The organism is Bradyrhizobium sp. LB8.2 (assembly GCF_040548035.1).
Classification (GTDB): domain Bacteria; phylum Pseudomonadota; class Alphaproteobacteria; order Rhizobiales; family Xanthobacteraceae; genus Bradyrhizobium.
In genome coordinates this window covers 33,668-56,564 of record NZ_JBEPQV010000020.1, presented here as the reverse complement: position 1 = coordinate 56,564, position 22,897 = coordinate 33,668, and the positions used below count along the sequence as shown (strand labels likewise).

The window sequence follows — 22,897 nt, the reverse complement described above, 5'->3', positions numbered from 1 at the left end:
TTACCGCGCTGTTAACAGGCTTAAGCAAGCGTTACCGGGAACTGCGCCGCCATTCTGTGCGTGCCGCACGGCCGGAACTTCAAATCAGCACCCCAAGCGCCTAAATTCGCTCCATGGTTCACGATTCCACCGACGATCCGGACGACATGCACGCGCGCAAACCCGTGCACGGCAACGTGCCGGACGTCCCGCCCCAGGAAACGGCGCCCCCGGACCTCGATCCCGCGACCGCAAGCGGTGACGACGAGGACGATGCACGGCTGCCGGATATCCCGGAAGAGAGCGGCACGGTCGGCGAAGAGCCGCTGGCGACCGGCCATGAGGCGATCGAGCGCGCGGTTCGCCTCGCCCCCACCTCGCCCGGCGTCTACCGCATGCTTAGTGCGAATGCCGACGTGCTCTATGTCGGCAAGGCCAAGAACGTCAAAAAGCGCCTGTCGAATTATGCGCGTCAGAGTGCGCCACTGCCGGCGCGCATCCTGCGCATGATCGCCGCCACGGTTACCGTGGAAATCATCTCGACCAACACCGAGACCGAAGCGCTGCTGCTGGAAGCCAACCTCATCAAGCAGCTTCGGCCGCGCTTCAACGTGCAGCTGCGCGACGACAAGTCGTTTCCCTATATTCTGATCACCGGCGACCATTGGGCGCCGCAGATCCTGAAGCATCGCGGCGCGCAGACCCGTCCCGGTCGCTATTTCGGCCCGTTCGCCTCGGCCGGCGCCGTCAACCGCACCATCACCGCGCTTCAGCGCGCGTTCCTGGTCCGCTCCTGCACGGATTCCTTCTTCGAGAGCCGCAGCAGGCCCTGCCTGCTCTACCAGATCCGCCGCTGCGCCGGCCCCTGCACCCGCGAGATCGACTTCCCCGGCTACACGACGCTGGTGCGCGAGGCGACCGACTTCCTCTCGGGCAAGAGCCAGGCGGTGAAGCAGGAGCTCGCTGGCGAGATGGAGAAGGCTTCCGGCGAGCTCGAATTCGAGAGCGCCGCGCTCTACCGCGACCGCCTCGCCGCGCTCTCTGCGATCCAGTCGCAGCAGGGCATCAATCCGCGCACGGTGGAAGAAGCCGACGTGTTCGCCATCCACCAGGAGGGCGGCTTCTCCTGCGTCGAGGTGTTCTTCTTCCGCACCGGACAGAACTGGGGCAACCGCGCCTATTTTCCGCGCGCGGAGAAGACGTATACGCCGGAGGAAGTGCTCGGCTCCTTCCTCGCCCAGTTCTACGACGACAAGCCGCCGCCGAGGAATATCCTGCTCTCGCACGAGATCGAGGAGAGCGAGCTGCTCGCCAGCGCATTGGCGATCAAGGCGGGCCGCAAGGTCGAGGTTTCCACGCCGAAGCGCGGCGAGAAGAAGAAGCTCGTCGCCCACGCGCTCACCAACGCGCGCGAGGCGCTCGGCCGCAAGCTCGCGGACACCGCGACGCAGAGCCGCCTGCTCGACGCCATGGCCACGACGCTGAGCCTGCCGCATTCGCCGAAGCGGATCGAGGTCTACGACAACAGCCACATTCAGGGCACCAACGCGGTCGGCGCCATGATCGTTGCCGGCCCGGACGGTTTTGTGAAAAACCAGTACCGCAAGTTCAACATCAAGTCGGAAGGGCTCACGCCCGGCGACGATTACGGGATGATGCGCGAGGTGCTCGAACGCCGCTTCAAGCGCCTGATCAATCCACCCGAGGACAGTGCGGCCAAGGAAAACGACAAGGCCAAGGACGATGATTTCCCGCAATGGCCGGATCTCGTGATCATCGACGGCGGCCGCGGCCAGCTCAACGCCGTCCGGGAGATCTTTACGAATTTCGGCCTGACCCAGGTGGCGCTGATGTCGGTGGCCAAGGGGCCGGACCGGGATGCCGGCCGCGAGACCCTGTTCATGCCGGAGCGCGAGGCGATCAAGCTGGAGCCACGCGACCCCGTGCTCTATTTCATCCAGCGGCTGCGGGACGAGGCGCATCGCTTCGTCATCGGTTCGCACCGCAAGCTGCGCAAGAAGGACATCCGCGAGGCCGGTTTGCAGGAGATTGCGGGCATCGGTCCGTCACGCAAACGTGCCTTGCTGCATCATTTCGGAACCCTGAAGGAGATCGAACGGGCCTCGATCGCCGATCTCGGCAAGGTTCCGGGGGTGAGCGCCGAAAGCGCCCGCAAGATTTTCGACTATTTCCACCCCCAGCCGGGGTGATCTAAAGGGGCCGCGGTCATATGGTGGTCGCAGCTCGCACCCCATTTGGGGAGCGGACCGGTTGACCTTCAGGCTGCAGCGGTATTGGTAGGACGGATGAACATCGCCACGACACGAGGGACGACCAGCCGCGCGATGTCCCTCCCGAACCTTCTGACCTACGGCCGGATCGCTGCGATCCCGGTCGTGGTCGGGTGCATTTACGCGCAGTCGATCGTGGACGGCCCTCTGTGGCTGCGCTGGGTTGCGGTCGCCATTTTCATCGCGGCCGCGGTCACGGACTATCTCGACGGCTATTACGCGCGGATATGGAATCAGCAATCGGCGTTCGGCCGAATGCTCGATCCGATCGCCGACAAGCTGCTAGTCGCCTCGTGCCTCCTCATGCTGGCCGCCGACGGCATCATCCACGGCTGGTCGCTGTGGGCTGCCATCGTGATCCTGTGCCGCGAGATCCTGGTCTCGGGCCTGCGCGAGTACCTCGCCGCGCTGCGCGTCAGCGTGCCCGTGACCAAGCTTGCGAAGTGGAAGACAACCGTTCAGCTCATCGCCATCGGCTTCCTGCTGGCTGGTCCGGCCGGCGATGAGGTGATACCCATGGTCTCGATGGTCGGACTGGTCCTGCTCTGGGCCTCGGCAATCCTCACCATGTACACCGGCTACGACTATTTCCGCGCCGGCATCCATCACCTCATCAAGGAGGATGAGGGATGAAGGTGAAGTACTTCGCCTGGGTGCGCGAGCGCGTCGGCAAGGCCGAGGAGACGATCGAACCGCCTGCGACCGTGCGCACCGTGGAAGAGCTGATCGCCTGGCTATCCGGCCAAAGCGAAGCCTACGCGTACGCGTTCGAGAAGCCGAAGGTGATCCGCACTGCGATCGACCATACCCACGTCAAGCCGGACGCCGCGATCGCGGGCGCCCGTGAGATCGCGTTCTTCCCGCCGATGACCGGCGGCTAGGCCATGACCTCTCCCGTCACCGCCTCTCCCGTCACCGCCTCTCCCGTCACCGCGTGCTCCGTCACCATCCGTATCCAGCAGGACGATTTCGACATCGCGCGCGAGATCGCGGTCCTGACCGGGAGCCGCACCGACATCGGCGCGGTCGTGAGCTTCTCCGGCATCTGCCGCGGCGACGAGGACAGTGCGAAGATCGCCGCGCTTACGCTCGAGCATTATCCTGGTATGGCGGAGGAAGAGATCAGGCGTCATGCCGACGAGGCCACCGCGCGCTGGCCGCTCGACGGTGTCACTGTGATCCATCGCGTCGGCCGGTTCATGCCCGGCCAGAACATCGTGCTGGTGCTGACCGCCTCGCAGCACCGCCAGGCGGCGTTCCAGGCAGCCGAGTTCCTGATGGATTATCTCAAGACCAACGCGCCGTTCTGGAAGAAGGAAGAGAGCGCCACCGGCACCGGCTGGGTCGAGGCCCAGGCCCGCGACGACGAAGCCGCCGCACGCTGGACCCGACCCTGATGGCAACAACATCCAAAAAGGCCATGTGCGGCCGCGCCGCGGCAAAGCTCGCGAACGTGGGCCGCGGCGAGCTTGTCGCGCTGATCGATTTCGTCCGCTATGCGGTGAGCCGCTTCAACGAGGCCAAGCTCGCCTTTGCGCATGGCACGACCGATCCGGTCGCGGAAGCGGCCTTCCTGGTCTGTGAAGCCCTGCATCTGCATCCCGAACAGTTCGAGATTTTTGCCAACGCGCGCGTCACGGCCGCCGAGGGCAAGATCATCATCGATCTCATCCATCAGCGCGTCACCACGCGCAAACCAGCCGCCTATCTCGTCAACAAGATCTACATGCGCGGCCTGCCCTTCTATGTCGACGAGCGCGTCATCGTTCCCCGCTCCTTCATCGGCGAGCTGCTGGATTCGCATTTCGGCGGCGACGGCGAAGCCGGCTCGCTGATCGACGATCGTGCCGCCGTCGAGCGCGTGCTCGATCTCTGCACGGGGTCGGGATGCCTCGCGATCCTCGCCGCGCATCATTTCCCGAACGCCACGATAGACGCCGTCGATATCTCGAAGGGCGCGGTCGAAGTCGCCCGCCGAAATGTCGGCGAATACGGGCTCGATGACCGGATCAGCCTGCATCGCGGCGACCTGTTCGCCCCGCTCGGCGACACCAGATACGACCTGATCATCACCAACCCGCCTTATGTCGACGCCGAAGGCATGGCGGCGCTGCCGCCGGAGTGCCGGGCCGAGCCGAAGCTCGCCTTCGACGGCGGTGCCGACGGTCTCGACGTGGTGCGCAGGATCCTGCGCGAGGCGCCCGAACACCTGACGCCGGATGGCGGGCTGATCTGCGAGATCGGCCGCGGCCGCGAGCTGGTCGACGAGGCCTTCCCGGAGCTGCCGCTGCTCTGGCTCGACACCGAGGATTCCGAGGGCGAGGTGTTCTGGATCGCGGCAGCCGATCTCGGCTGATCCGTCACGACCGGCAGACCTCGTCGGAACAAGTCAAATACCGCCACGTTCATCCCCGGACGAATGTCTCGCTCTCGGAGGATATCCGCATGCTCGCGCCATCGGGCGAATTGCTGCGCGCCGGCGTCGCGCTCAAGCTCAACCATCTCAAGCGCGCCGCCCGGTCCTATGCCCGTGACCGGAGCAATCAAGCCACAGGGCGCATGACGTCGTACGCGGTTGCGGCCGGACTGCTCGCGGTTGCCGGCTTGTTCGTCGTTGCAGCCTTCTTCGTCGGCCTGATCGCGCTGTACCGCTGGGTTGCAATCCATTACGGGCAATTCTGGGGGTTGGGCGCCGTCGGCGGCGTACTGTTGGTGCTGGCCGGCGCCTGCGCCGGCGTGGCCATGGCTCAGATGAAGCGCAAGACCAAGCCGATCGTGCCGCTCGCCAGCCGCCTGCGCGTGGCTATCGCCACCCCGCGCATCCCGCGCGGAACGGTAAAGCAGGCGGTGAAAGAGGTCGCGACGACAATTCCCCTGGTGCCGCTCGCGCCGGGCGAACGCGGCCACGAACGAGGACATGGCGGCAGCACATGGCCGGTTCGATCCAACCGGCCCGTGCAACTCGGGCTGATGCTCGCGGCTGTGGGGCTGGTAGGGCTCACGGCAGCGCGTCGGCGGCGTCACGGCCACGGAGCGGACAGCTAAATGCGTGTGCGGCGCGCCGAGCAACTTGACAGCTGGCTGCTAGTGGCAGCCACGACCGTGTTTGTGCTCACCGCAGAACGGTATTTCCAGGATTCCGGCCTGATCCGGCCGGGACCTCCGCAAGACCATCGCAACAGCGAGGCGAATTCGCCGGAAACGAGCCCGACAGGCGCAGCCAAGCAGCCCGGCCATGGCCGCCGCTCGAAAAGCCCGTTCGCGATCCCCTGGGCTGGCTGGAAAGACATCTTCTGGCGCACCTATCAGCGCGTCGGCGACGATCGCCTGCTCGCGACCGCTGGCGGCGTCGTTTTCTTCGGGCTGCTCGCGATCTTTCCGGCCGTCACAGCTCTGGTTTCATTCTACGGCCTGTTCGCCGATCCCTCGACGATCAGTTCCAACCTGCAGTCGCTCGCGATGATGCTGCCCGAGGGTGCGTTCCAGATCGTCGAGGACCAGGTGGCGCGCGTCGTGTCGAACGGCGGTGCGACCCTTGGTGTCACCTTCCTGTTTGGCCTCGTGCTCGCGATCTGGAGCGCCAATGCCGGCGTCAAAGCCATCTTCGACGCCCTCAACGTCGCTTATGAAGAGCGCGAAAAGCGCAGCTTCATCCGGCTCAACGCGGTCTCGCTGGCCTTCACGGTCGGTGGCATCGTTGCCCTGCTGCTGATGGTGGGCGCCGTCGTCGCCTTCCCGCTCGCGCTCAATCATCTCGGCATGGCGCCCGAAAGCAAGCTGATCGTGGCGCTGGCGCGATGGCCGGTGCTGTTCGTCATTCTCCTTGCGGCGCTCGCCGTCCTCTACCGTTTCGCGCCCAGCCGCGATGCGCCGCGCTGGCAATGGCTGAGCCTCGGCGCGGTGACGGCCGCGATCCTCTGGATCGCCGGCTCGGCGCTGCTGTCCTGGTATCTCTCGGAATTCGCCAACTACAATGCGACCTACGGCTCGCTCGGCGCTGCGATCGGCTTGATGACGTGGATGTGGATGTCGGCCATCGTCATCATGTTCGGGGCCGAGCTGAACTCGGAGGTCGAACGGCAGACCCTGCACGACACGACCACCGGGCCGCCCAAGCCGCTTGGCACCCGTCAGGCCGTCTCGGCCGACACGGTCGGCGCTGCGGCGCCGTCCGGACTCTGCAGGAGGGCCGCTATCCCCTCGAATCAACAATGATGCTAACGTCATGCTCGCTTGGGGGAGCATGGGGCGTGACGGGTTCGAAACGCCACCCGTGTTTTCCCGGTCAGGCAGTCAGCTCTTGAGGCGTAACGCGCGGCATGATTCGTATTTCGACGATCTTCATCGCCATCTGCATGGTTCTGGTCGCGGCCTCGCTCGGCCTTGTGCTCTACGCGGTTGCCGGCATCAGCGGAACCGAATCCGCGATCGTGGCGCTGACGGCGCTGACCTTCCTGATCCTCTACAATGCAGTGTCGATGCGGCTGCGCGACCGCAGCGACGTCGGCGGCCAGATCGCCGACCTTTCGCGCGGCACCGCCGACCTCGCCCGCCAGGTGGCCGAATACGGCCGCCGGCTTGCCACGATCGAAGGACGCATCGCCTCCTCCAATTCGACCAACTCCGACCGCATCCAGTCGGTGGTCGGCGAGATCAACGAACTCGGCGGATTGGTCAGGCAGCTCGCCACCACCGTGTCGGCTCATGAGGATCTGATGGCCGGCAACGCGCCGCCTCCGGCTCCCGCTCCGGTCGCGAGGCTGGAGCCGGAGGGGCCGCTCGACCTGATGGCTCCGTTCGACGAGGAGCGGCCGGCTGCCCCTCCCCCAGTTTCCGCGCCGCCGCCACGACCGGCACCACCGGCGATCCAGACCCAGACCGCCAATCCGGTTCAGACGGCGAACGGCCGCAACCAGACCCAATTGCTGGCGACGCTGCGCAACGCGATCGACGAGAACCGCATCGACATCTTCCTCCAGCCGATGGTGACGCTGCCGCAGCGCAAGGTCCGCTTCTACGAAGCCGTGACGCGCCTGCGTGACGAGCGTGACCAGCTGATCGCGGCCGAGGAGTTCATCAGCCTCGCGGAGGCCTCCGGCCTGATCGGGCGCATCGACAACATGGTGATGCTGCGCTGTGTGCAGGTGCTGCGGCGCCTGATGGTGCGCAACAAGGATGTCGGCGTGTTCTGCAACGTTGCGGCTTCCACGCTCGGCAATTCCACGACCTTCGCGCAATACCTCGACTTCCTCGAAGCCAATCGGGCGCTGGCGCCCTCGCTGGTGCTGGAATTCAAGCAATCGACCTTCCGCAATCTCGGCCCGGCCGAGACTGAGAACCTCGCTGCGCTCGCCCAGCGTGGCTTCCGTTTCTCGATCGACCATGTCACGGATTTGCGCATCGAGCCGCGCGAGCTCGCCGACCGCGGCGTACGCTTCATCAAGGTGCCGGCGTCCCTGCTGCTCGACCCCAAACAGGCGTCGGCCTCGGACATCCACCCCTCGGACCTCTCGGATCTGCTCGGCCGGTTCGGCATCGACCTGATCGCCGAGCGGATCGAGGGCGAGCGCGCCGTGATCGACCTGCTCGACTACGACGTGCGGTTCGGCCAGGGGTTTTTGTTCGCGCCGCCCCGACCATTGCGGCCGGAGGGGGCATCTGCTACCGCCGGGGCCCCGTCGAACCAGGCACAGGACACTCAGGAATCGAATGGCTCCGGCACACCCAGCTCAGGCGCGACATCAGCTGCGCCTCCGCCACAGCGCGTCACCGGCAACGCGGCGCTTGCGCGCCGCATCTGATCGGCCGCACGCATCATGACGACGCTGCATTTCGCCAAGAGCCTGCGCGAACTCGTGGGTGGCGTGGACGTCGTGCTCAGCGACATCTGGGGCGTGGTCCATAACGGCCTCGAATCCTTCCCCGAAGCCTGCGAGGCGCTGCACACCTATCGCAGCCATGGCGGCACGGTGATCCTGATCACCAACGCGCCGCGCCCGGCCGACTCCGTGCAGCGGCAATTGCGCAAGCTCGGCGTCGCCGACGAGACCTATGACGCGATCGTCTCATCGGGCGACCTGACGCGGCTCTATGTCGCCGACCATCCCGGCCGCAAGATGTTCTGGCTCGGGCCTGAGCGCGATAACTCGATCTATCGCGGCCTCGACGCGGTGCTCGCACCGCTGGAAGAGGCCGATTACATCGTCTGCACCGGCCTCTATGACGACGAGACCGAGACGGCCGAAGACTATCGCGGCATGATGCTGAAGGCGCGCGAGCGCAAGCTGACGCTGATCTGCGCCAATCCCGACATCGTGGTGGAGAAGGGCGACCGGTTGATCTATTGCGCCGGCGCGATCGCGGAGCTCTATCGCGAGCTCGGCGGCGAAGTGCTCTTCTACGGCAAGCCGCACCGGCCGATCTACGAGCGCGCGATGGCGCTGGCAGGCGAACGCCAGGGTCACCAGATCGACCGCAAGAAGGTACTCGCGATCGGGGATTCCGTGCGCACCGACCTTACCGGCGCGCGCGAATTCGGCATCGATTGCCTGTTCGTGACCCGCGGCATCCATGCCGAGGAGTTCGAGGGTCTCGACCAGTTCGACCCGGCTTCGGTGCTGGAATTGTTCGGCCATCCGCCGAAGGCGCTGATGCGCGAACTGAAGTGGTAACGAGCTGATCGTCATTCCGGGGTGATGTGAGCATCGAACCCCGAATGACAAATCCAGCACAGAAAGCCCGGGACGATGCCCGGGCCTTCCGAATTCGATGATGGCTTCGATTGCGCCTTACGCGCTCGCCATGTCCGGGAAGACCGCCTCGATCTTGGTCTTCAGCGTCGCCGCGTTGAACGGCTTGACGATGTAGTTGTTCACGCCGGCCTTCTTGGCCGCGATCACGTTCTCGGTCTTCGATTCGGCCGTGATCATGATGAAGGGCGTGGTGGCGAGGTTCGGATCCGCTCGCACTTCGCGCAGCAGATCGTAACCCGTCATCGGCTCCATGTTCCAGTCGGAAATCACGAGCCCGTACTTCTTGCCGCGCATCTTGTTCAGCGCTGCCGAACCGTCGCTGGCATCATCAATATTCTCGAAGCCAAGCTGCTTCAGGAGGTTCCTGATGATACGGATCATGGTGCTGTAGTCATCAACCACCAGAACCGACATCGACAAATCAACCGCCATCTCGACTCCCCCAACGCAAACCCAGGAAATATTACGATCGGACCTGCCAGACCGGAGCCGGCGGTTCCACGCTCAAGGACTAACACCGAGGCGTTAAACAGCGCGTTAACCGGGGAGGCCGCCGTTGAACGGAAATCGCATTCGATGCGGCCGCCCCTCCCGCTTGACTTCATCCGGCCCGTCGCGCCACGGTCCCGGCCGGTCCCGCCGGCTCGAGAATTCCCCTGATGGCCCCGCATTTTACCGTTATCCGCGACACCACGCCGGACTCCGCTATTGCGAGGGGCGCCGTGGTCGCCATGGGCAATTTCGACGGCGTTCATCTCGGCCATCGCGCCGTGATCGCTGCAGCCCTGGAAATGGGCCGGACGCATGGCCGCCCTGCGCTGGCATTGACCTTTGAGCCGCATCCGCGCCGGTTTTTCAGCCCCAACACCCCGCAATTCCGCCTCACGGATGAGCGGGCCAAGCTGCGGCTTCTGGCCGGCACCGGACTTGCCGGCGCCGTTGTCATGACCTTCGACAAGTCCCGCGCCGGGACCAGCGCGCAAGACTTCATTCACCATGACCTGATCGGGCGCCTAGGCATCGGCGGAATCGCCGTCGGCTACGATTTTCATTTCGGCAAGGGTCGCGTCGGCTCGCCGAGCCTCCTCGTCAACGAGGCGCCCCGGCTCGGTATCGAGGTCGACGTGCAGCCGCATGTCGATATCGACGAGCGGCCGGTCTCCTCCAGCGCGATCCGGATCGCACTCGCCGAAGGTCAGCTCGACGAGGCCACCACCATGCTGGGCGCACCCTGGTTCGTCACCGGCGAAGTCATCCACGGCCAGAAGCGTGGCCGCGATCTCGGCTATCCCACCGCCAACATCAGGCTCGACGCGAATTGCGGCCTGAAGCACGGGATCTATGCGGTGCGGGTCGGTCGCGGCGCCGAGCGGCTGGACGGGGTGGCAAGCTTCGGCCGCCGCCCGACGTTTGATAATGGCGCCCCGCTACTGGAAATCTTCCTGTTCGACTTCAAGGGCGACCTTTACGGGCAGGCGCTGGATTGCGCTTTCGTCGGCTTCATCCGTGAGGAGCTGAAATTCGACGACCTGGATGCCTTGATCCGCCAGATGGACGACGATTCCGCCCGCGCCCGCGCCATCCTGGCAGCCGCCCCTGACGCATTTCCGAGGCTTGGGGCGATTGACTGAGGTCCCAAAGCCGGCCTGCCGGGCCTTTGCGCTTCCCCGGCCCGGCTGCTATGGAGGGCCCCATGTTTGCGCGGTGCATCATAGGGATTAGCGGCCCGGCTTCCGCCTGAGCCTTCGGCTCGGCGCAAGACCGGGATGTTGTCGTTTCACCCCGCGATTCCGCATCGCCATCCGTTCCCGCGCACTTCCGAGCCAGTCAGCCCCATGTCCGATAAGCCGCAAAAGTCCGACGCCCAAAAGTCCGACGCCAAAGACTATTCCAAGACCCTTTATCTGCCGCAGACCGAATTCCCGATGCGCGCCGGCCTGCCGCAGCGCGAGCCGGAGATCCTCAAGCGCTGGTACGAGATGGGCCTCTACGAGAAGCTGCGCGAGAGCGCCAAGGGCCGCGACAAGTTCGTGCTGCATGACGGCCCGCCCTATGCCAATGGCAACATCCATATCGGCACGTCGCTGAACAAGATCCTGAAGGATCTCGTCACCAAGAGCCAGCAGATGCTCGGCTTCGATTCCAACTACGTGCCGGGCTGGGACTGCCACGGTCTGCCGATCGAGTGGAAAGTCGAGGAGGAGCATTATCGCAAGAAGGGCAAGCAGAAGCCCGACTTCCGCGACAGTGCCGCGATGATCGATTTCCGCAAAGAGTGCCGCGCTTACGCGACGCACTGGCTCGGCGTGCAGCGCGAGGAATTCAAGCGCCTCGGCGTGATCGGCGACTGGGACCATCCCTACGCCACCATGAGCTATCCGGCCGAGGCCCAGATCGCGCGCGAGTTGATGAAGTTTGCCGCCAACGGCACGCTCTATCGCGGCTCCAAGCCGGTGATGTGGAGCGTGGTCGAGAAGACCGCGCTCGCCGAAGCCGAGGTCGAGTACGAGGACTACACGTCCGATACGGTGTGGGTAAAATTCCCGGTCACCTCGCCCGCGCATGGTGCGCTCGCCTCCGCCAGCGTCGTGATCTGGACCACGACGCCGTGGACGCTGCCGGGCAACCGCGCCGTCTCGTTCTCGCCGAAGATCGCCTATGGCCTCTTTGAGGTCACGGACGCCCCTGGCGACAACTGGGCCAAGACGGGCGATCTCCTGATCCTTGCGGACGCGCTCGCCGAAGAAGTGTTCAAGCAGGCGCGCGTGACCGCCTACAAGAAGGTCCGCGACATCCCCGGCGATACCATCGACGCGATCGAATGCGCCCACCCGCTGAAGGGTCTTGCCGACAGCTACGAATTCATCGTGCCGCTTTTGCCAGGCGATCACGTCACCGACGACACCGGCACCGGCTTCGTGCATACGGCTCCCGGCCATGGTCGCGAGGACTTCGACGCCTGGACGGCGCAGGCACGCGATCTCGATGCGCGCGGCATCAACACCGCAATCCCCTACACCGTCGACGAGAACGGCGCCTATACCGATCATGCCCCGGGCTTTACCGGCAAGCGCGTCATCAACGACAAGGGCGAGAAGGGCGAGGCCAACGAGGCCGTCATCAAGGCGCTCGTCGAAAGAGGCATGCTGCTGGCACGCGGCCGGCTGAAGCACCAATATCCGCATTCCTGGCGCTCCAAGAAGCCGGTAATCTTCCGCAACACGCCGCAATGGTTCATCGCGATGGACAAGGATATCGCGGCAGGCGGCAAGACCAAGTCCGGCGACACGTTGCGCGCCCGCGCGCTGCACGCGATCTCGGTGACGCAATGGGTGCCGCCATCCGGCGAGAACCGCATCAACGGCATGATCGAGTCGCGGCCCGACTGGGTGATCTCGCGCCAGCGCGCCTGGGGCGTGCCGATCGCCGTGTTCGTGCGCGAGAAGGGCGACGGCTCGGCCGAGATCCTTCAGGACGAGGCCGTCAATACGCGCATCGGCGAAGCCTTCGAGAAGGAAGGCGCAGACGCCTGGTACGCGAAAGGCGCGCGCGAGCGCTTCCTTGGGCCGCACGCGAACGAGGACTGGCAGAAGGTCGACGACATTCTCGACGTCTGGTTCGATTCCGGCTCGACTCACGCCTTCGTGCTCGAAGACCCCGTGCACTTCCCCGGCCTCGCCGGCATCAAGCGCAAGGTCGACGGCGGCAAAGATACCGTGATGTATCTTGAGGGCTCGGACCAGCATCGCGGCTGGTTCCACTCCTCGCTGCTGGAGAGCTGCGGCACGCGCGGTCGCGCGCCTTACGATATCGTGCTGACCCACGGCTTTACCCAGGACGAGCACGGCCGCAAGATGGCGAAGTCGCTCGGCAACACCATCGCGCCGCAGACCGTCATCAAAGAATCCGGCGCCGACATTCTGCGGCTCTGGGTCGCCGCCTGCGACTACACCGACGACCAGCGCATCGGCCCCGAGATCCTGAAGAACACGGTCGAGACCTATCGCAAGCTGCGCAACACCGTGCGCTGGATGCTCGGCACGCTGCATCATTACAAGCCGGCCGACGCGGTCGCGGCCGCCGAGATGCCGGAGCTCGAACGGCTGATGCTGCACGAACTCGCGGTCCGTGCTGCCGTCGTCCGCAAGGCCTATCAGGAGTTCGACTACAAGACCGTGGTCGCGACCCTGTCCGCCTTCCTGAACAGCGAGCTCTCGGCGTTCTATTTCGACATCCGCAAGGACACGCTCTATTGCGATCCGCCGTCCTCGCCGACGCGCAAGGCGGCGCTGACCACGATCGACCTGCTGTGTCACGCGATCCTGAAATGGCTGGCGCCGGTGTTGAGCTTCACCGCGGAGGAAGCCTGGCGGATGTACAGGCCCGATGCCGAACCCTCGGTGCACCTGACACAGTTTCCCCACGACCTCGAAAGCTTGCGCAACGACAAGCTCGCCGCGAAATGGGAGATCATCCGCAACGTCCGCCGCGTCGTCACCGGCGCGCTGGAGCTCGAGCGCGCCGCCAAGAACATCGGCTCGTCGCTGGAGGCCTCGCCGGTGATCTATGTCGCCGACCGTGACATGCTGGCGACGCTGTTCGACACCGACCTCGCCGAAATCTGCATCACCTCGAACTACGAGGTGCGCGAGGGCGAGGCGCCAGCGTCTGCGTTCCGGCTCGATGCCGTGCCCGGCGTCGCCGTCGTGGTGGAGAAAGCGGTCGGCACCAAATGCGCCCGTTCCTGGAAGATTTCGCCGACGGTGGGTGAAGATCCCGAATACCCCGACGTCACCCCGCGCGATGCTAGGGCGCTGCGCGAATGGAAGGCGCTGGGGGTGGGGGTCTGATCCCCGCGGCCATGACCCCGCTCCGCGCCGGCATCCTCACGGCCTTGCTCACGCTCGTGGCCGACCAGGCCTCAAAGCTCTGGCTGCTCAACGTGTTCGACCTCGCCCGTCGCGGCGCGGTGAGCGTGACGCCGTTCTTCGACCTGGTGCTGGCCTGGAACATCGGCATCAGCTTCGGCTGGCTCCAGAACGACGGTCAGGCGGCGCAGCTGGCGCTGATGGCTGTCAAAGTCATTGCGGTGGTCGCGCTGGGGGTCTGGATGGCCCGCTCGCACACCCTGCTGGCAACCATCGCACTCGGCCTGATCATCGGCGGTGCCATCGGCAATGGCATCGACCGCTTCGCCTATGGCGCGGTGGTCGATTTCGCCCTGTTCCACATCGAGATCGGCGGAAATACCTATAATTGGTACGTGTTCAACCTCGCCGACGTGGCCATCGTTGTCGGCGTGGCGGCGCTATTGTATGATTCCTTCCTGGGGGTACCCGCCGCAAAAGCGCCCTGATCCCGGCCGATACGGACCGGCAGGCGGAACCTTGCTTTTGCGGGGGGTTATGCCGCGCGAGAGCGGCAAACTGGCACATTTTGGAACAGGTACAGTGATGCGCAGCTCGAAGACCAGCGGTTCGATGGTTCGAGACCCCAAGCAGGGGTTCTGGCGGGCACTGAAATTGTCCGCTGTTGCCCTCGGCATCGGTCTCGCCATGTCGGCAGGCGCGGCCCGCGCCGGTGACGGCGATGATGCCGATGACGACGACATGACCTTCGAAGAGAAGCTCATCGACAATCTGATGTCCGGCATCGGCGCCAAGAGCATGGAAAAGCCCGGCATTGAATACCGCGAGCGCTCGCCGCTGGTGGTGCCGCCCAAGCTCGACCTGCCGCCGCCCGCGACCCAGACCCAGAATGCGCCGAACTGGCCCAAGGATCCCGAGGAGAAGCGCCGCAAGGAAGCGATCGCCGCGCGGAAGAAGGCCACCAAGGCGACGGAGAACTGGCAGGCCGCCCAGCCGCTGACCCCCGCAGAGATGAAGGCCGGCCAGACGGCCGCTCCCGAGCGCACGAGCAACGATCCCATTCAGCCGGGCGCCAACAGCAACCCGTCGCTCAGCCCCGCCGAACTCGGTTTTACCGGCGGGTTGTGGAATATGATGAAGGGCGGCAAGAGCGCCGAGAACAAGCAGTTCACCACCGAGCCGCCGCGCTCGTCGCTGGTCGAGCCGCCGCCGGGATACCAGACGCCGTCACCGAACTACGCCTATGGCGCCGGCGAGGACAAATCGCGGCGGACCTATTTCGACATCATGACGGGCAAGGACAAGGTACAATAGCGCCCCTCACCCGCCGCGACGTCCTGACAGGCGCGAACCCGGCACCGGCGGCTGATGCACGCCGGACGCGGTCTATAAATTGCTAATCAGTAACTTGCCTACGAGTTGCGTTCTCTGCTTCGTGACGCGAAGCCTCAGCCGCACGGTGTAGCATGCCGTGCCTCCGAGCCGGGCATCCGGGCTCGGCCTTTCACCAGGGATCATGATGTCAGCAAACCGATCGGTTGCCTGCCTCCTTGCCGCGCTGCTTTCGACCAGTGTCCTCTCAGCCAGCGCCGCGTTCGCCCAGACCACGGTGACATCGGCTCCGCCCGCCAGCTTCACGCTCGGTAACGGGATGCAGGTCGTGGTGATTCCGGACCACCGCACGCCCGTCGTCACGGAGATGATCTGGTACAAGGTCGGCTCCGCAGACGAGACGCCGGGCAAGTCCGGGCTCGCGCACTTCCTCGAGCACCTGATGTTCAAGGGCACCTCGAAGCATCCGGTCGGCGAATTCTCCCAGACCGTGCTCCGCGTCGGCGGCAACGAGAACGCCTCGACCTCGGTCGACTACACCAACTACTACCAGCGCGTGCCGCGCGAGCAGTTGCCGACCATGATGGAGTTCGAGGCCGACCGCATGACCGGCCTGATCCTCAAGGACGAGAACGTGCTGCCTGAGCGCGACGTCGTGCTCGAAGAGTACAACATGCGCGTCGCCAACAGCCCCGACGCGCGCCTCAACGAGCAGATCATGGCCGCGCTCTATCTCAACCATCCCTATGGCCGTCCGGTGATCGGCTGGCACCAGGAGATCGAGAAGCTCAATCGCGAAGACGCACTTGCCTTCTACCGTCGTTTCTACGCGCCGAACAACGCGATCCTGGTGATCGCCGGCGACGTCGACGCCGCCGACATCCGTCCGTTGGTCGAGCGCAATTTCGGTTCCATCCCGGCGCAGCCCGCGATCCCGGCGCAACGCATCCGCCCGCAGGAGCCGGAGCCCGCGGCACCGCGCACCGTCACGCTGTCCGACCCGCGCGTCGAGCAGCCGGGCTTGCGGCGCTATTACCTGGTGCCCTCGGCGACCACGGCTGCAGCCGGCGAAAGCGCGGCCCTCGACGTGCTGGCGCAGCTGATGGGCAGCGGCAGCAACTCCTATCTCTACCGCGCGCTGGTGGTCGACAAGCCGCTCGCGGTCTCCGCCAGCGCCAGCTATTCGAGCATCTCGCTCGACCCGACCCAGTTCGCGATCTCGGCTTCGCCGAAATCCGGCGTCAGCTTCGCCGAAGTCGAGCAGGTGGTCGACGGCGTCATTGCCGACATCGCCCAGAACCCGGTTCGCGCCGAGGATCTGGAGCGCGTGAAGACCCAGCTCATCGCGGAGGCGATCTACGCCCAGGACAACCAGGCTGTTCTGGCGCGCTGGTATGGCGGCGCGCTGACCACGGGCCTGTCGATTGAGGACATCCGGAGCTGGCCCGACCGCATCCGCGCCGTCACCGCCGAGCAGGTCCGCACCGTCGCGCAGAAATGGCTCGAGAAGAAGCGCTCGGTGACGGGCTATCTGATCAAGGACACCGCGACCACCAAGCGCGAGGAGAAGCGTTCGTGACCTATCCCTTCCTTCGACGCGTCGCATTCTCCCTCGTCACCGGCGCGGCACTCGCGCTCGCTGCGGTGTCGCCGTCGCAGGCGGCTGCAAAGATCCAGCATTTGACCTCGCCGGGCGGCATCGAAGCCTGGTTCGTGCAGGATGCGACCGTGCCGCTGATCGCCATGGAATATTCCTTCGCCGGCGGCTCGACCCAGGATCCCAAGGACAAGTCGGGCCTCGCCAATCTGGTCGGCGATCTCCTCGACGAAGGCTCCGGCGATCTCGACTCCAAGACCTTCCATGAGCGGCTCGACCGCCGCGCCATCGAGCTCTCCTTCAGCGCCACGCGCGACACATTCCGCGGCAGCCTGCGCATGCTGCGCGACAACAAGGACGAGGCCTTCGACCTGCTGCGGAGCGCGCTGACCTCGCCGCATTTCGAAACCGCCGATGTCGAACGCATCCGCTCGCAGGTGGTCTCGGGCCTGCGCCGCGAGACCACCAACCCGACCTCGCTGGCGAGCCGCAAATTCCTGGAGGTCGCCTTCGGCGAGCATCCTTACGGCCGGCAGTCCAACGGCAATCTCGACAGTGTCCCGACAATCACGATCGCCGACATGAAGGATTATGTCGGCCGCGTACTCGCCAAGGACACGCTGAAGATCGCGGTGGTTGGCGACGTCGATCCAGCCACGCTCGGCAAGCTGCTCGACCACACGTTTGGCAGCCTGCCCGCCAAGGCCAATCTCGTGCCGATCCCCGACGTCGAAGCCGCCAGGCCGCCGCAACGCGCCTTCGTGACGCTCGACGTTCCCCAGACCGTGATCACCTTCGGCGGCCCCGGGGTGAAGCGCAGCGATCCGAACTTCATGGCGGCCTACGTCGTCAACCACATTCTCGGCGGCGGCGGGCTGTCCTCGCGGCTTTATCGCGAGGTGCGCGAGAAGCGCGGGCTGGCCTATTCGGTGTTCGAATCGCTGCTCTGGATGGAGCATTCGGCGGTCTTCATCGGCAATACCGGTACCCGTGCCGACCGTGCCGGCGACACCATCGACGCCATCGAGAAGGAAGTGCGCCGGATCGCCGAGGAGGGCCCGACGCAGAAGGAACTCGACGAGGCCAAATCCTATCTCAAGGGCTCACAGATGCTGGCGCTCGACACCTCCTCGAAGCTCGCGCAGGCGCTGCTGCAATATCAGCAGGACAAGCTGCCGATCGACTATATCGAGAAGCGCAACGGCGTCGTCGATGCGGTGACCCTGGACGACGCCAAGGCAGCCGCCAAGCGCCTCTGGGGCCAGGGGCTTCTGACCGTCGTCGTCGGCCGCGCTTCGCAGGCCGCGGCGCAACCGGCCGCAGCGGCCCCGAAGTCGAACTGACTTCCGCGACGTCGCTTGGAATGGCCGGGTTCGCCCGGCCATTTGCGTTTCGGATGAGCGCCATTGCCGAACGTAGACGTCCGCGATATGTCCGGACATCACGAATGGTGCCACCATGCTGCGGATATCCCGCGATCTCGTCATCGACGAGGACGACATCGAGATCGGCTTTGTCCGCGCCTCCGGCCCGGGCGGGCAGAACGTCAACAAGGTCGCGACCTCGGCGCAATTGCGCTTCGATACCCGGAAGCTGACGCTGCCGGAGGATGCCGCGTTGCGCCTCGCACGGCTCGCAGGGCAGCGCATGACCAAGGACGGCGTCATCGTGATCCAGGCCCAACGCTTCCGCACCCAGGAGCGCAACCGCCAGGACGCCATCGACCGCCTTACGGAGATGCTCGGCGAAGCCATGGTCCGGCCGAAGCCGCGGCGCGCGACAAAGCCGACCTTTGGCTCCAAGCAGCGCCGGCTCGAGGGCAAGAAGCGCCGCAGCGACATCAAGTCGAAGCGCGGCGGACACTTCGACGACTAGCTAGCGCAGAAAACTCCGGCCGCAGGGCGACCGGAGTTCTGCCGTCAGACCCGGCCGGGTTAGTAACGCTTGGATGGGGCAGCACCGCCCGTCGTGGGATCGTCGGCGGTCCCCTTATGCGCAGCGCTGCCGGTGGTACCGGCCGTGCCTCTGGTGCCTTTGGTCGACTTCATGCCGGTCTTCTCGCCCGCTGCGCCCGGCTGAGCACTCATCTCCTCATCGCCACTGCCCATCGTGCCGCCTTGCATGGGTTTGCTTTGCACGGTGCCGCCTGTCTTGGCGGATGGCGCGCCTTGCGCGAGAACGGGCGTCGCAATGAGAGCCGACAGAGCGCATGCGATCATCGAGGTCTTCACCAACTTCATCCATTTCTCCTGGATTTTTTTGCAATGAATGGCTCGGCCGTTCCCGACACCGCTTGCCAGCACCGGTCCATTGCATCGCGTAAAGAAATCAAGCGGCGCATTGGTCATGCAATCCGCATCATGTGGTAATCGTTTAGGGATTTGACGGCGGTTTCGCGGAATTGTGCTCCGCATATTAGGCAGTGCGGAACACACGCGGCCGTGAGCATCTCCGCTCGCGGCGAAACAGCCCGCTACTACCACCGCATGTTTGGCCGCGCCTAGAGTTTGCGCACGCTGAATTGACGTGGACGGGCGGGCTTTTGACGATGCGCGCGATCGTGCTGGGATTGTGCACCGCGATGGTGCTGGTGGTGCGGGTGGCCGAGGCGCAAATGCCTTTGCCGACCGCAAAGCCGCCGGATGGCGCAACACTGTTCAAGCAGCACTGCGCGGTGTGCCACACCTTGAGCTTGTCAGAACCGATGCGGCAAGGCCCACCACTGGTGAAGATCGTGGGCCGCCCCGCCGGCAAGGCCGAAGGCTTTAAATACTCAGAGGCGCTGTCGAAAGCCGACTTCGCCTGGGACGAGACCAGGCTCGACGCTTGGCTGACCGATCCGCAAGCCGTCGTTCCCGGCGTGACCATGGTCTACCGGCAGGCGAAGCCAGAGACGCGCGCTGCCGTTATCGCTTATCTGAAGGAGCAGAACTGAATGGCGAAGCCCGTTCATTCCATGATCCGCGTGCTCGACGAGGCGCGCTCGCTCGACTTCTACAGACGCGCCTTCGGCCTGGAGATCGCCGACCATCTGAAATTTTCGGACTTTGCCCTGATCTATCTGCGTCACCCCTCCTCAACCTTCGAAGTGGAGCTGACGGTGAACTCTGATCGCGAGGAGCCGTACCAGCTCGGCGACGGCTATGGACATCTCGCCGTGGTGGTCGAGGATCTCGATGCCGAACATTCCCGCTTCGAGCGTGAAAAGCTCGCACCGGGTCCGCTGCGCGACTTCAAGCACGACGGCAAAACGCTGGCGCGCTTCTTCTTCGTCAGTGACCCTGACGGCTACAAGATCGAGGTGATCCAGCGCGGCGGACGGTTCAACTGATCAAACTACAAAAATCAAAATCACAAAAATCGAAGGAGGAATGCCATGAGAGAAGTCGATCGTCGAAGCAAGCACAGCCGCCGCATCTTTCTCAAGGGCGCCGCGGCCGCCGTTCCGGTCGCGGCAGTCGCGACCAGCGTCGCCGTCAGCATCGATGGCGCCTGGGCCGATGACGCAAGCGCGCTTTCGCCTGCGACGATGAAGACACTGCTGAAGGTCGCGCGCGATATCTATCCACACGACGCCCTCGGCGACAGCTACTACATCACCGCGATCAAGCCGTGGGACGGCAAGGCGGCGAAAGACGCGTCCGTCAAGGTGCTGATCAGCGACGGCATCACCAGGCTCGATCAGAACGCGCGTGATCGCCACAAGGCGCCCTATGCCGAAGTGCCCTGGGAAGCCGACCGCGTGGTGCTCTTGAAGGAGATCGAGCAGAGCGACTTCTTCCAGAAGGTGCGCGGCGACCTCATCGTCTCTCTCTACAACCAGAAGGAGGTCTGGCCGCGGTTCGGCTACGAGGGCTCCTCCGCCGAGCACGGCGGTTACATCAACCGCGGCTTCGCCGACATCGACTGGCTGCCGAAGGCTTAAGGCCACCCAACGGTTCAGGAGAACGCAAATGGCAAAATTCGATCTGAACGACTCCAGCGTTGTGGTGATCGTCGGCTCCGGTGCCGGCGGCGGCACGCTGGGCAACGAGCTCGCACAGAAGGGCGTCAAGGTCGTCATTCTCGAAGCAGGTCCCCGCATCGAGAATCAGGACTTCGTCAATGACGAGTGGGAGAGCTTCTCGCAGCTCGCCTGGACCGACGCGCGCACCACATCGGGAACATGGCGCGTCGCAAAAGACTTCTCGGGTCTTCCTGCCTGGATCGTCAAGGCGGTCGGCGGCTCGACCACACACTGGGCCGGCGCGTCGCTGCGCTTCGACGAGCACGAGTTCAAGGTGAAGAGCACCTACGGCAGCCTTCCCGGCGCCAACCTGCTGGACTGGCCGGTCACGCTCGCGGAGATGGAGCCGTGGTACGCCAAGGCCGAGAACAAGATGGGCGTGACCCGCACCAACGGCATTCCCGGACTTCCCGGCAACAATAACTTCAGGGTGATGGAGGCCGGCGCGAAGAAGCTCGGATACAAAACCGTGCACACCGGCAACATGGCCATCAACAGCCAGCCACGAGATGGCCGCGGCGCCTGTCAGCAGATCGGCTTCTGCTTCCAGGGCTGCAAATCCGGCGCGAAATGGTCGACGCTCTACACTGAGATACCCAAGGGCGAGGCGACCGGCAATCTCGAAGTCCGCCCCGCGAGCATGGCGGTCAAGATCGAGCATGACGCGGGCGGCAAGGTCACCAGCGTGGTGTACGCCGACGAGACGGGCGCGATGCAGCGCCAGAAGGCACGCATCGTTGCGGTGGCCGGCAATTCGATCGAAAGCCCGCGGCTGCTGTTGAACAGCGCATCCACGATGTTTCCGGACGGCCTTGGCAACTCGAGTGGTCAGGTTGGCCGCAACTACATGCGCCACATGACCGGCAGCGTCTACGCCGTGTTCGAGAAATCGGTGCACATGTATCGCGGCACCACCATGGCCGGCATCATCCGCGACGAGGCCACCAACAATCCGAAGCGCGGCTTCGTCGGCGGCTACGAGATGGAGACGCTGTCGATCGGCCTGCCCTTCATGGCGGCGTTCCTCAACCCCGGCGCCTGGGGACGTCCGTTCACCGCAGCGCTCGACGGCTATCCCCGAATGGCCGGCATGTGGCTGGTCGGCGAGGACATGGCACAGGAGACCAACCGCATCACGCTCGATCCAACCGTGAAGGACAAGTTCGGACAGCCGGTCGCAAGCGTGCATTTCGACGATCATCCCAACGATCTCGCGATGCGCGCGCATGCCTACAAGCAGGGGGCGGCGGTCTACGACGCTGTCGGCGCCACCGTGAGCTATCCGACGCCGCCCTATCCGAGCACCCACAATCTCGGCACCAACCGGATGAGCGAGAAGCCGCGCGACGGCGTGGTCAACAAGTTCGGGCAGAGCCACGACGTCAAGAATCTGTTCGTCTCCGACGGCAGCCAGTTCACCAGCGGTGCGGCCTGCAATCCGACGCTGACCATCGTCTCGCTCGCGATCCGGCAGGCGGATTACATTGCCGGCGCGATGCAGAAGAAGGAGATCTGATCGCTCTCTCCCCGTCATTGCGAGCGAAGCGAAATAATCCAGAATCCCGCCGCAGTGACGGTCTGGATTGCTTCGTCGCAAGGGCTCCTCGCAATGACGGCGGAGGGATCTTATAGTCGCTATTCGGCTGCATCGAGGATGGGCGTCACCGTGGCCTTGAATTCCTGCACCGACGCTATGCTTCGGGAGCGATAGATCAGGCAGGAGCAGCGCAGCAACGAGGCGAAATTATTGACCTCGCCGTGGTGGTCGAGCACCTCGGTGTAGAGCGTCGTCAGGAACTTGCCGACGCTCATGTTCTCCTTGGCCGCGATCTCGTCCAGCGTGTCCCAGAATGCCATTTCCAGACGGATCGAGGTGCAATGCCCACCGATCCGTAACGAACGGGTCTGGGATTCGTAGTCGCGTTGGGGCTGGTGCGCGAAGAGATGGCACATGGCGTCCTCCCGTCCTGTTGCCGTTTTTTCACGATGCTACACCGCAGCCCGGTACCCCACAATCGGGACCAGCACCCGGAGATCAATCCATCCGGGGTGCGCGATTTTCTCGAACGTCC

Annotated in this window: 23 protein-coding genes; 20 read left to right on the top strand and 3 right to left on the bottom strand. The window is 64.7% G+C overall.

What is annotated here, in order from left to right; genetic code table 11:
• The first annotated feature begins 113 nt into the window (after window positions 1–113).
• From uvrC to ABIB06_RS23170, 9 genes are all read left to right on the top strand, one after another.
• The gene (gene uvrC / locus ABIB06_RS23210; RefSeq protein ID WP_354052392.1) at window positions 114–2,189 is read left to right on the top strand and encodes an excinuclease ABC subunit UvrC; all 2,076 of its coding nucleotides are present in this window, start codon (window positions 114–116) and stop codon (window positions 2,187–2,189) included.
• A 96-nt stretch (window positions 2,190–2,285) separates the two neighbouring features.
• Complete coding sequence (gene pgsA / locus ABIB06_RS23205) at window positions 2,286–2,903, top strand: CDP-diacylglycerol--glycerol-3-phosphate 3-phosphatidyltransferase (protein ID WP_247352966.1); 618 nt, start codon at window positions 2,286–2,288, stop codon at window positions 2,901–2,903.
• The gene (moaD, locus tag ABIB06_RS23200) at window positions 2,900–3,151 is read left to right on the top strand and encodes a molybdopterin converting factor subunit 1 (RefSeq protein WP_247352964.1); all 252 of its coding nucleotides are present in this window, start codon (window positions 2,900–2,902) and stop codon (window positions 3,149–3,151) included. Before pgsA ends, moaD begins: the two co-directional genes overlap by 4 nt.
• 3 nt (window positions 3,152–3,154) lie before the next feature.
• A complete protein-coding gene (locus ABIB06_RS23195; RefSeq protein WP_354052394.1) occupies window positions 3,155–3,667 on the top strand; it encodes a molybdenum cofactor biosynthesis protein MoaE in 513 nt (170 codons plus the stop codon).
• Window positions 3,667–4,626 carry a 50S ribosomal protein L3 N(5)-glutamine methyltransferase gene (gene prmB / locus ABIB06_RS23190; protein WP_354052396.1) on the top strand — a complete coding sequence of 320 codons (960 nt, stop codon included), beginning with the start codon at window positions 3,667–3,669 and terminating at the stop codon, window positions 4,624–4,626. Before ABIB06_RS23195 ends, prmB begins: the two co-directional genes overlap by 1 nt.
• Before the next feature lie 89 nt (window positions 4,627–4,715).
• The gene (locus ABIB06_RS23185; RefSeq protein WP_354052398.1) at window positions 4,716–5,315 is read left to right on the top strand and encodes a phage holin family protein; all 600 of its coding nucleotides are present in this window, start codon (window positions 4,716–4,718) and stop codon (window positions 5,313–5,315) included.
• Complete coding sequence (locus ABIB06_RS23180) at window positions 5,316–6,485, top strand: YihY/virulence factor BrkB family protein (protein ID WP_354052400.1); 1,170 nt, start codon at window positions 5,316–5,318, stop codon at window positions 6,483–6,485.
• A 104-nt stretch (window positions 6,486–6,589) separates the two neighbouring features.
• Complete coding sequence (locus ABIB06_RS23175) at window positions 6,590–8,071, top strand: EAL domain-containing protein (RefSeq protein WP_247352957.1); 1,482 nt, start codon at window positions 6,590–6,592, stop codon at window positions 8,069–8,071.
• Window positions 8,072–8,086: 15 nt separating this feature from the next.
• The gene (locus ABIB06_RS23170; RefSeq protein ID WP_354052401.1) at window positions 8,087–8,941 is read left to right on the top strand and encodes a TIGR01459 family HAD-type hydrolase; all 855 of its coding nucleotides are present in this window, start codon (window positions 8,087–8,089) and stop codon (window positions 8,939–8,941) included.
• A 117-nt stretch (window positions 8,942–9,058) separates the two neighbouring features.
• On the opposite strand, the gene ABIB06_RS23165 is transcribed toward ABIB06_RS23170, so the two are convergent.
• Window positions 9,059–9,454: a response regulator gene (locus ABIB06_RS23165; protein ID WP_007596883.1), complete on the bottom strand. Its 396-nt coding sequence runs from the start codon at window positions 9,452–9,454 to the stop codon at window positions 9,059–9,061.
• Window positions 9,455–9,681: 227 nt separating this feature from the next.
• On the opposite strand from ABIB06_RS23165, the gene ABIB06_RS23160 reads away from it, so the two are divergent.
• The 7 genes from ABIB06_RS23160 to arfB all read left to right on the top strand — a co-directional run bounded on the left by ABIB06_RS23160 (window position 9,682) and on the right by arfB (window position 18,694).
• Window positions 9,682–10,653, top strand: a complete 972-nt coding sequence (locus ABIB06_RS23160) for a bifunctional riboflavin kinase/FAD synthetase (protein ID WP_354052403.1) — start codon at window positions 9,682–9,684, stop codon at window positions 10,651–10,653.
• Between the two features lie 204 nt (window positions 10,654–10,857).
• Window positions 10,858–13,872 carry an isoleucine--tRNA ligase gene (gene ileS / locus ABIB06_RS23155; protein ID WP_354052405.1) on the top strand — a complete coding sequence of 1,005 codons (3,015 nt, stop codon included), beginning with the start codon at window positions 10,858–10,860 and terminating at the stop codon, window positions 13,870–13,872.
• A gap of 11 nt (window positions 13,873–13,883) precedes the next feature.
• Window positions 13,884–14,378 carry a signal peptidase II gene (gene lspA, locus ABIB06_RS23150; RefSeq protein ID WP_354052407.1) on the top strand — a complete coding sequence of 165 codons (495 nt, stop codon included), beginning with the start codon at window positions 13,884–13,886 and terminating at the stop codon, window positions 14,376–14,378.
• Between the two features lie 97 nt (window positions 14,379–14,475).
• Window positions 14,476–15,204, top strand: coding sequence for a hypothetical protein (locus ABIB06_RS23145; RefSeq protein WP_247353091.1), 729 nt, complete (start codon window positions 14,476–14,478; stop codon window positions 15,202–15,204).
• Between the two features lie 205 nt (window positions 15,205–15,409).
• A complete protein-coding gene (locus tag ABIB06_RS23140) occupies window positions 15,410–16,801 on the top strand; it encodes a M16 family metallopeptidase (protein ID WP_354052466.1) in 1,392 nt (463 codons plus the stop codon).
• Window positions 16,798–18,162: a M16 family metallopeptidase gene (locus ABIB06_RS23135; protein ID WP_354052409.1), complete on the top strand. Its 1,365-nt coding sequence runs from the start codon at window positions 16,798–16,800 to the stop codon at window positions 18,160–18,162. The genes ABIB06_RS23140 and ABIB06_RS23135 overlap by 4 nt, the downstream gene beginning before the upstream one ends.
• 115 nt (window positions 18,163–18,277) lie before the next feature.
• Entirely contained in the window at window positions 18,278–18,694 is a 417-nt protein-coding gene (gene arfB, locus ABIB06_RS23130) for an alternative ribosome rescue aminoacyl-tRNA hydrolase ArfB (protein WP_247352946.1), read from the top strand.
• Window positions 18,695–18,753: 59 nt separating this feature from the next.
• Here the strand turns inward: arfB and ABIB06_RS23125 are convergent, their stop codons facing one another.
• Window positions 18,754–19,167 (bottom strand): hypothetical protein, encoded by a 414-nt coding sequence (locus ABIB06_RS23125; protein ID WP_247352944.1) that lies wholly within the window; start codon window positions 19,165–19,167, stop codon window positions 18,754–18,756.
• A 200-nt stretch (window positions 19,168–19,367) separates the two neighbouring features.
• Here ABIB06_RS23125 and ABIB06_RS23120 point away from each other — a divergent pair, with 200 nt between their 5' ends.
• From ABIB06_RS23120 to ABIB06_RS23105, 4 genes are read left to right on the top strand one after another with little or no spacing between them, the layout of a single operon-like run.
• Window positions 19,368–19,754, top strand: a complete 387-nt coding sequence (locus tag ABIB06_RS23120) for a c-type cytochrome (protein ID WP_354052411.1) — start codon at window positions 19,368–19,370, stop codon at window positions 19,752–19,754.
• Window positions 19,755–20,150 (top strand): VOC family protein, encoded by a 396-nt coding sequence (locus ABIB06_RS23115; protein WP_354052412.1) that lies wholly within the window; start codon window positions 19,755–19,757, stop codon window positions 20,148–20,150. It abuts the gene before it with no gap.
• A 45-nt stretch (window positions 20,151–20,195) separates the two neighbouring features.
• On the top strand, window positions 20,196–20,744 hold the full coding sequence (locus ABIB06_RS23110) for a gluconate 2-dehydrogenase subunit 3 family protein (protein WP_354052414.1): 549 nt from the start codon (window positions 20,196–20,198) through the stop codon (window positions 20,742–20,744).
• Window positions 20,745–20,772: 28 nt separating this feature from the next.
• Window positions 20,773–22,341, top strand: a complete 1,569-nt coding sequence (locus ABIB06_RS23105; RefSeq protein WP_354052415.1) for a GMC family oxidoreductase — start codon at window positions 20,773–20,775, stop codon at window positions 22,339–22,341.
• A gap of 119 nt (window positions 22,342–22,460) precedes the next feature.
• Here ABIB06_RS23105 and ABIB06_RS23100 read toward each other — a convergent pair whose 3' ends face one another.
• Entirely contained in the window at window positions 22,461–22,778 is a 318-nt protein-coding gene (locus ABIB06_RS23100) for a ribbon-helix-helix domain-containing protein (RefSeq protein ID WP_247343537.1), read from the bottom strand.
• Between the last annotated feature and the right edge of the window lie 119 nt (window positions 22,779–22,897).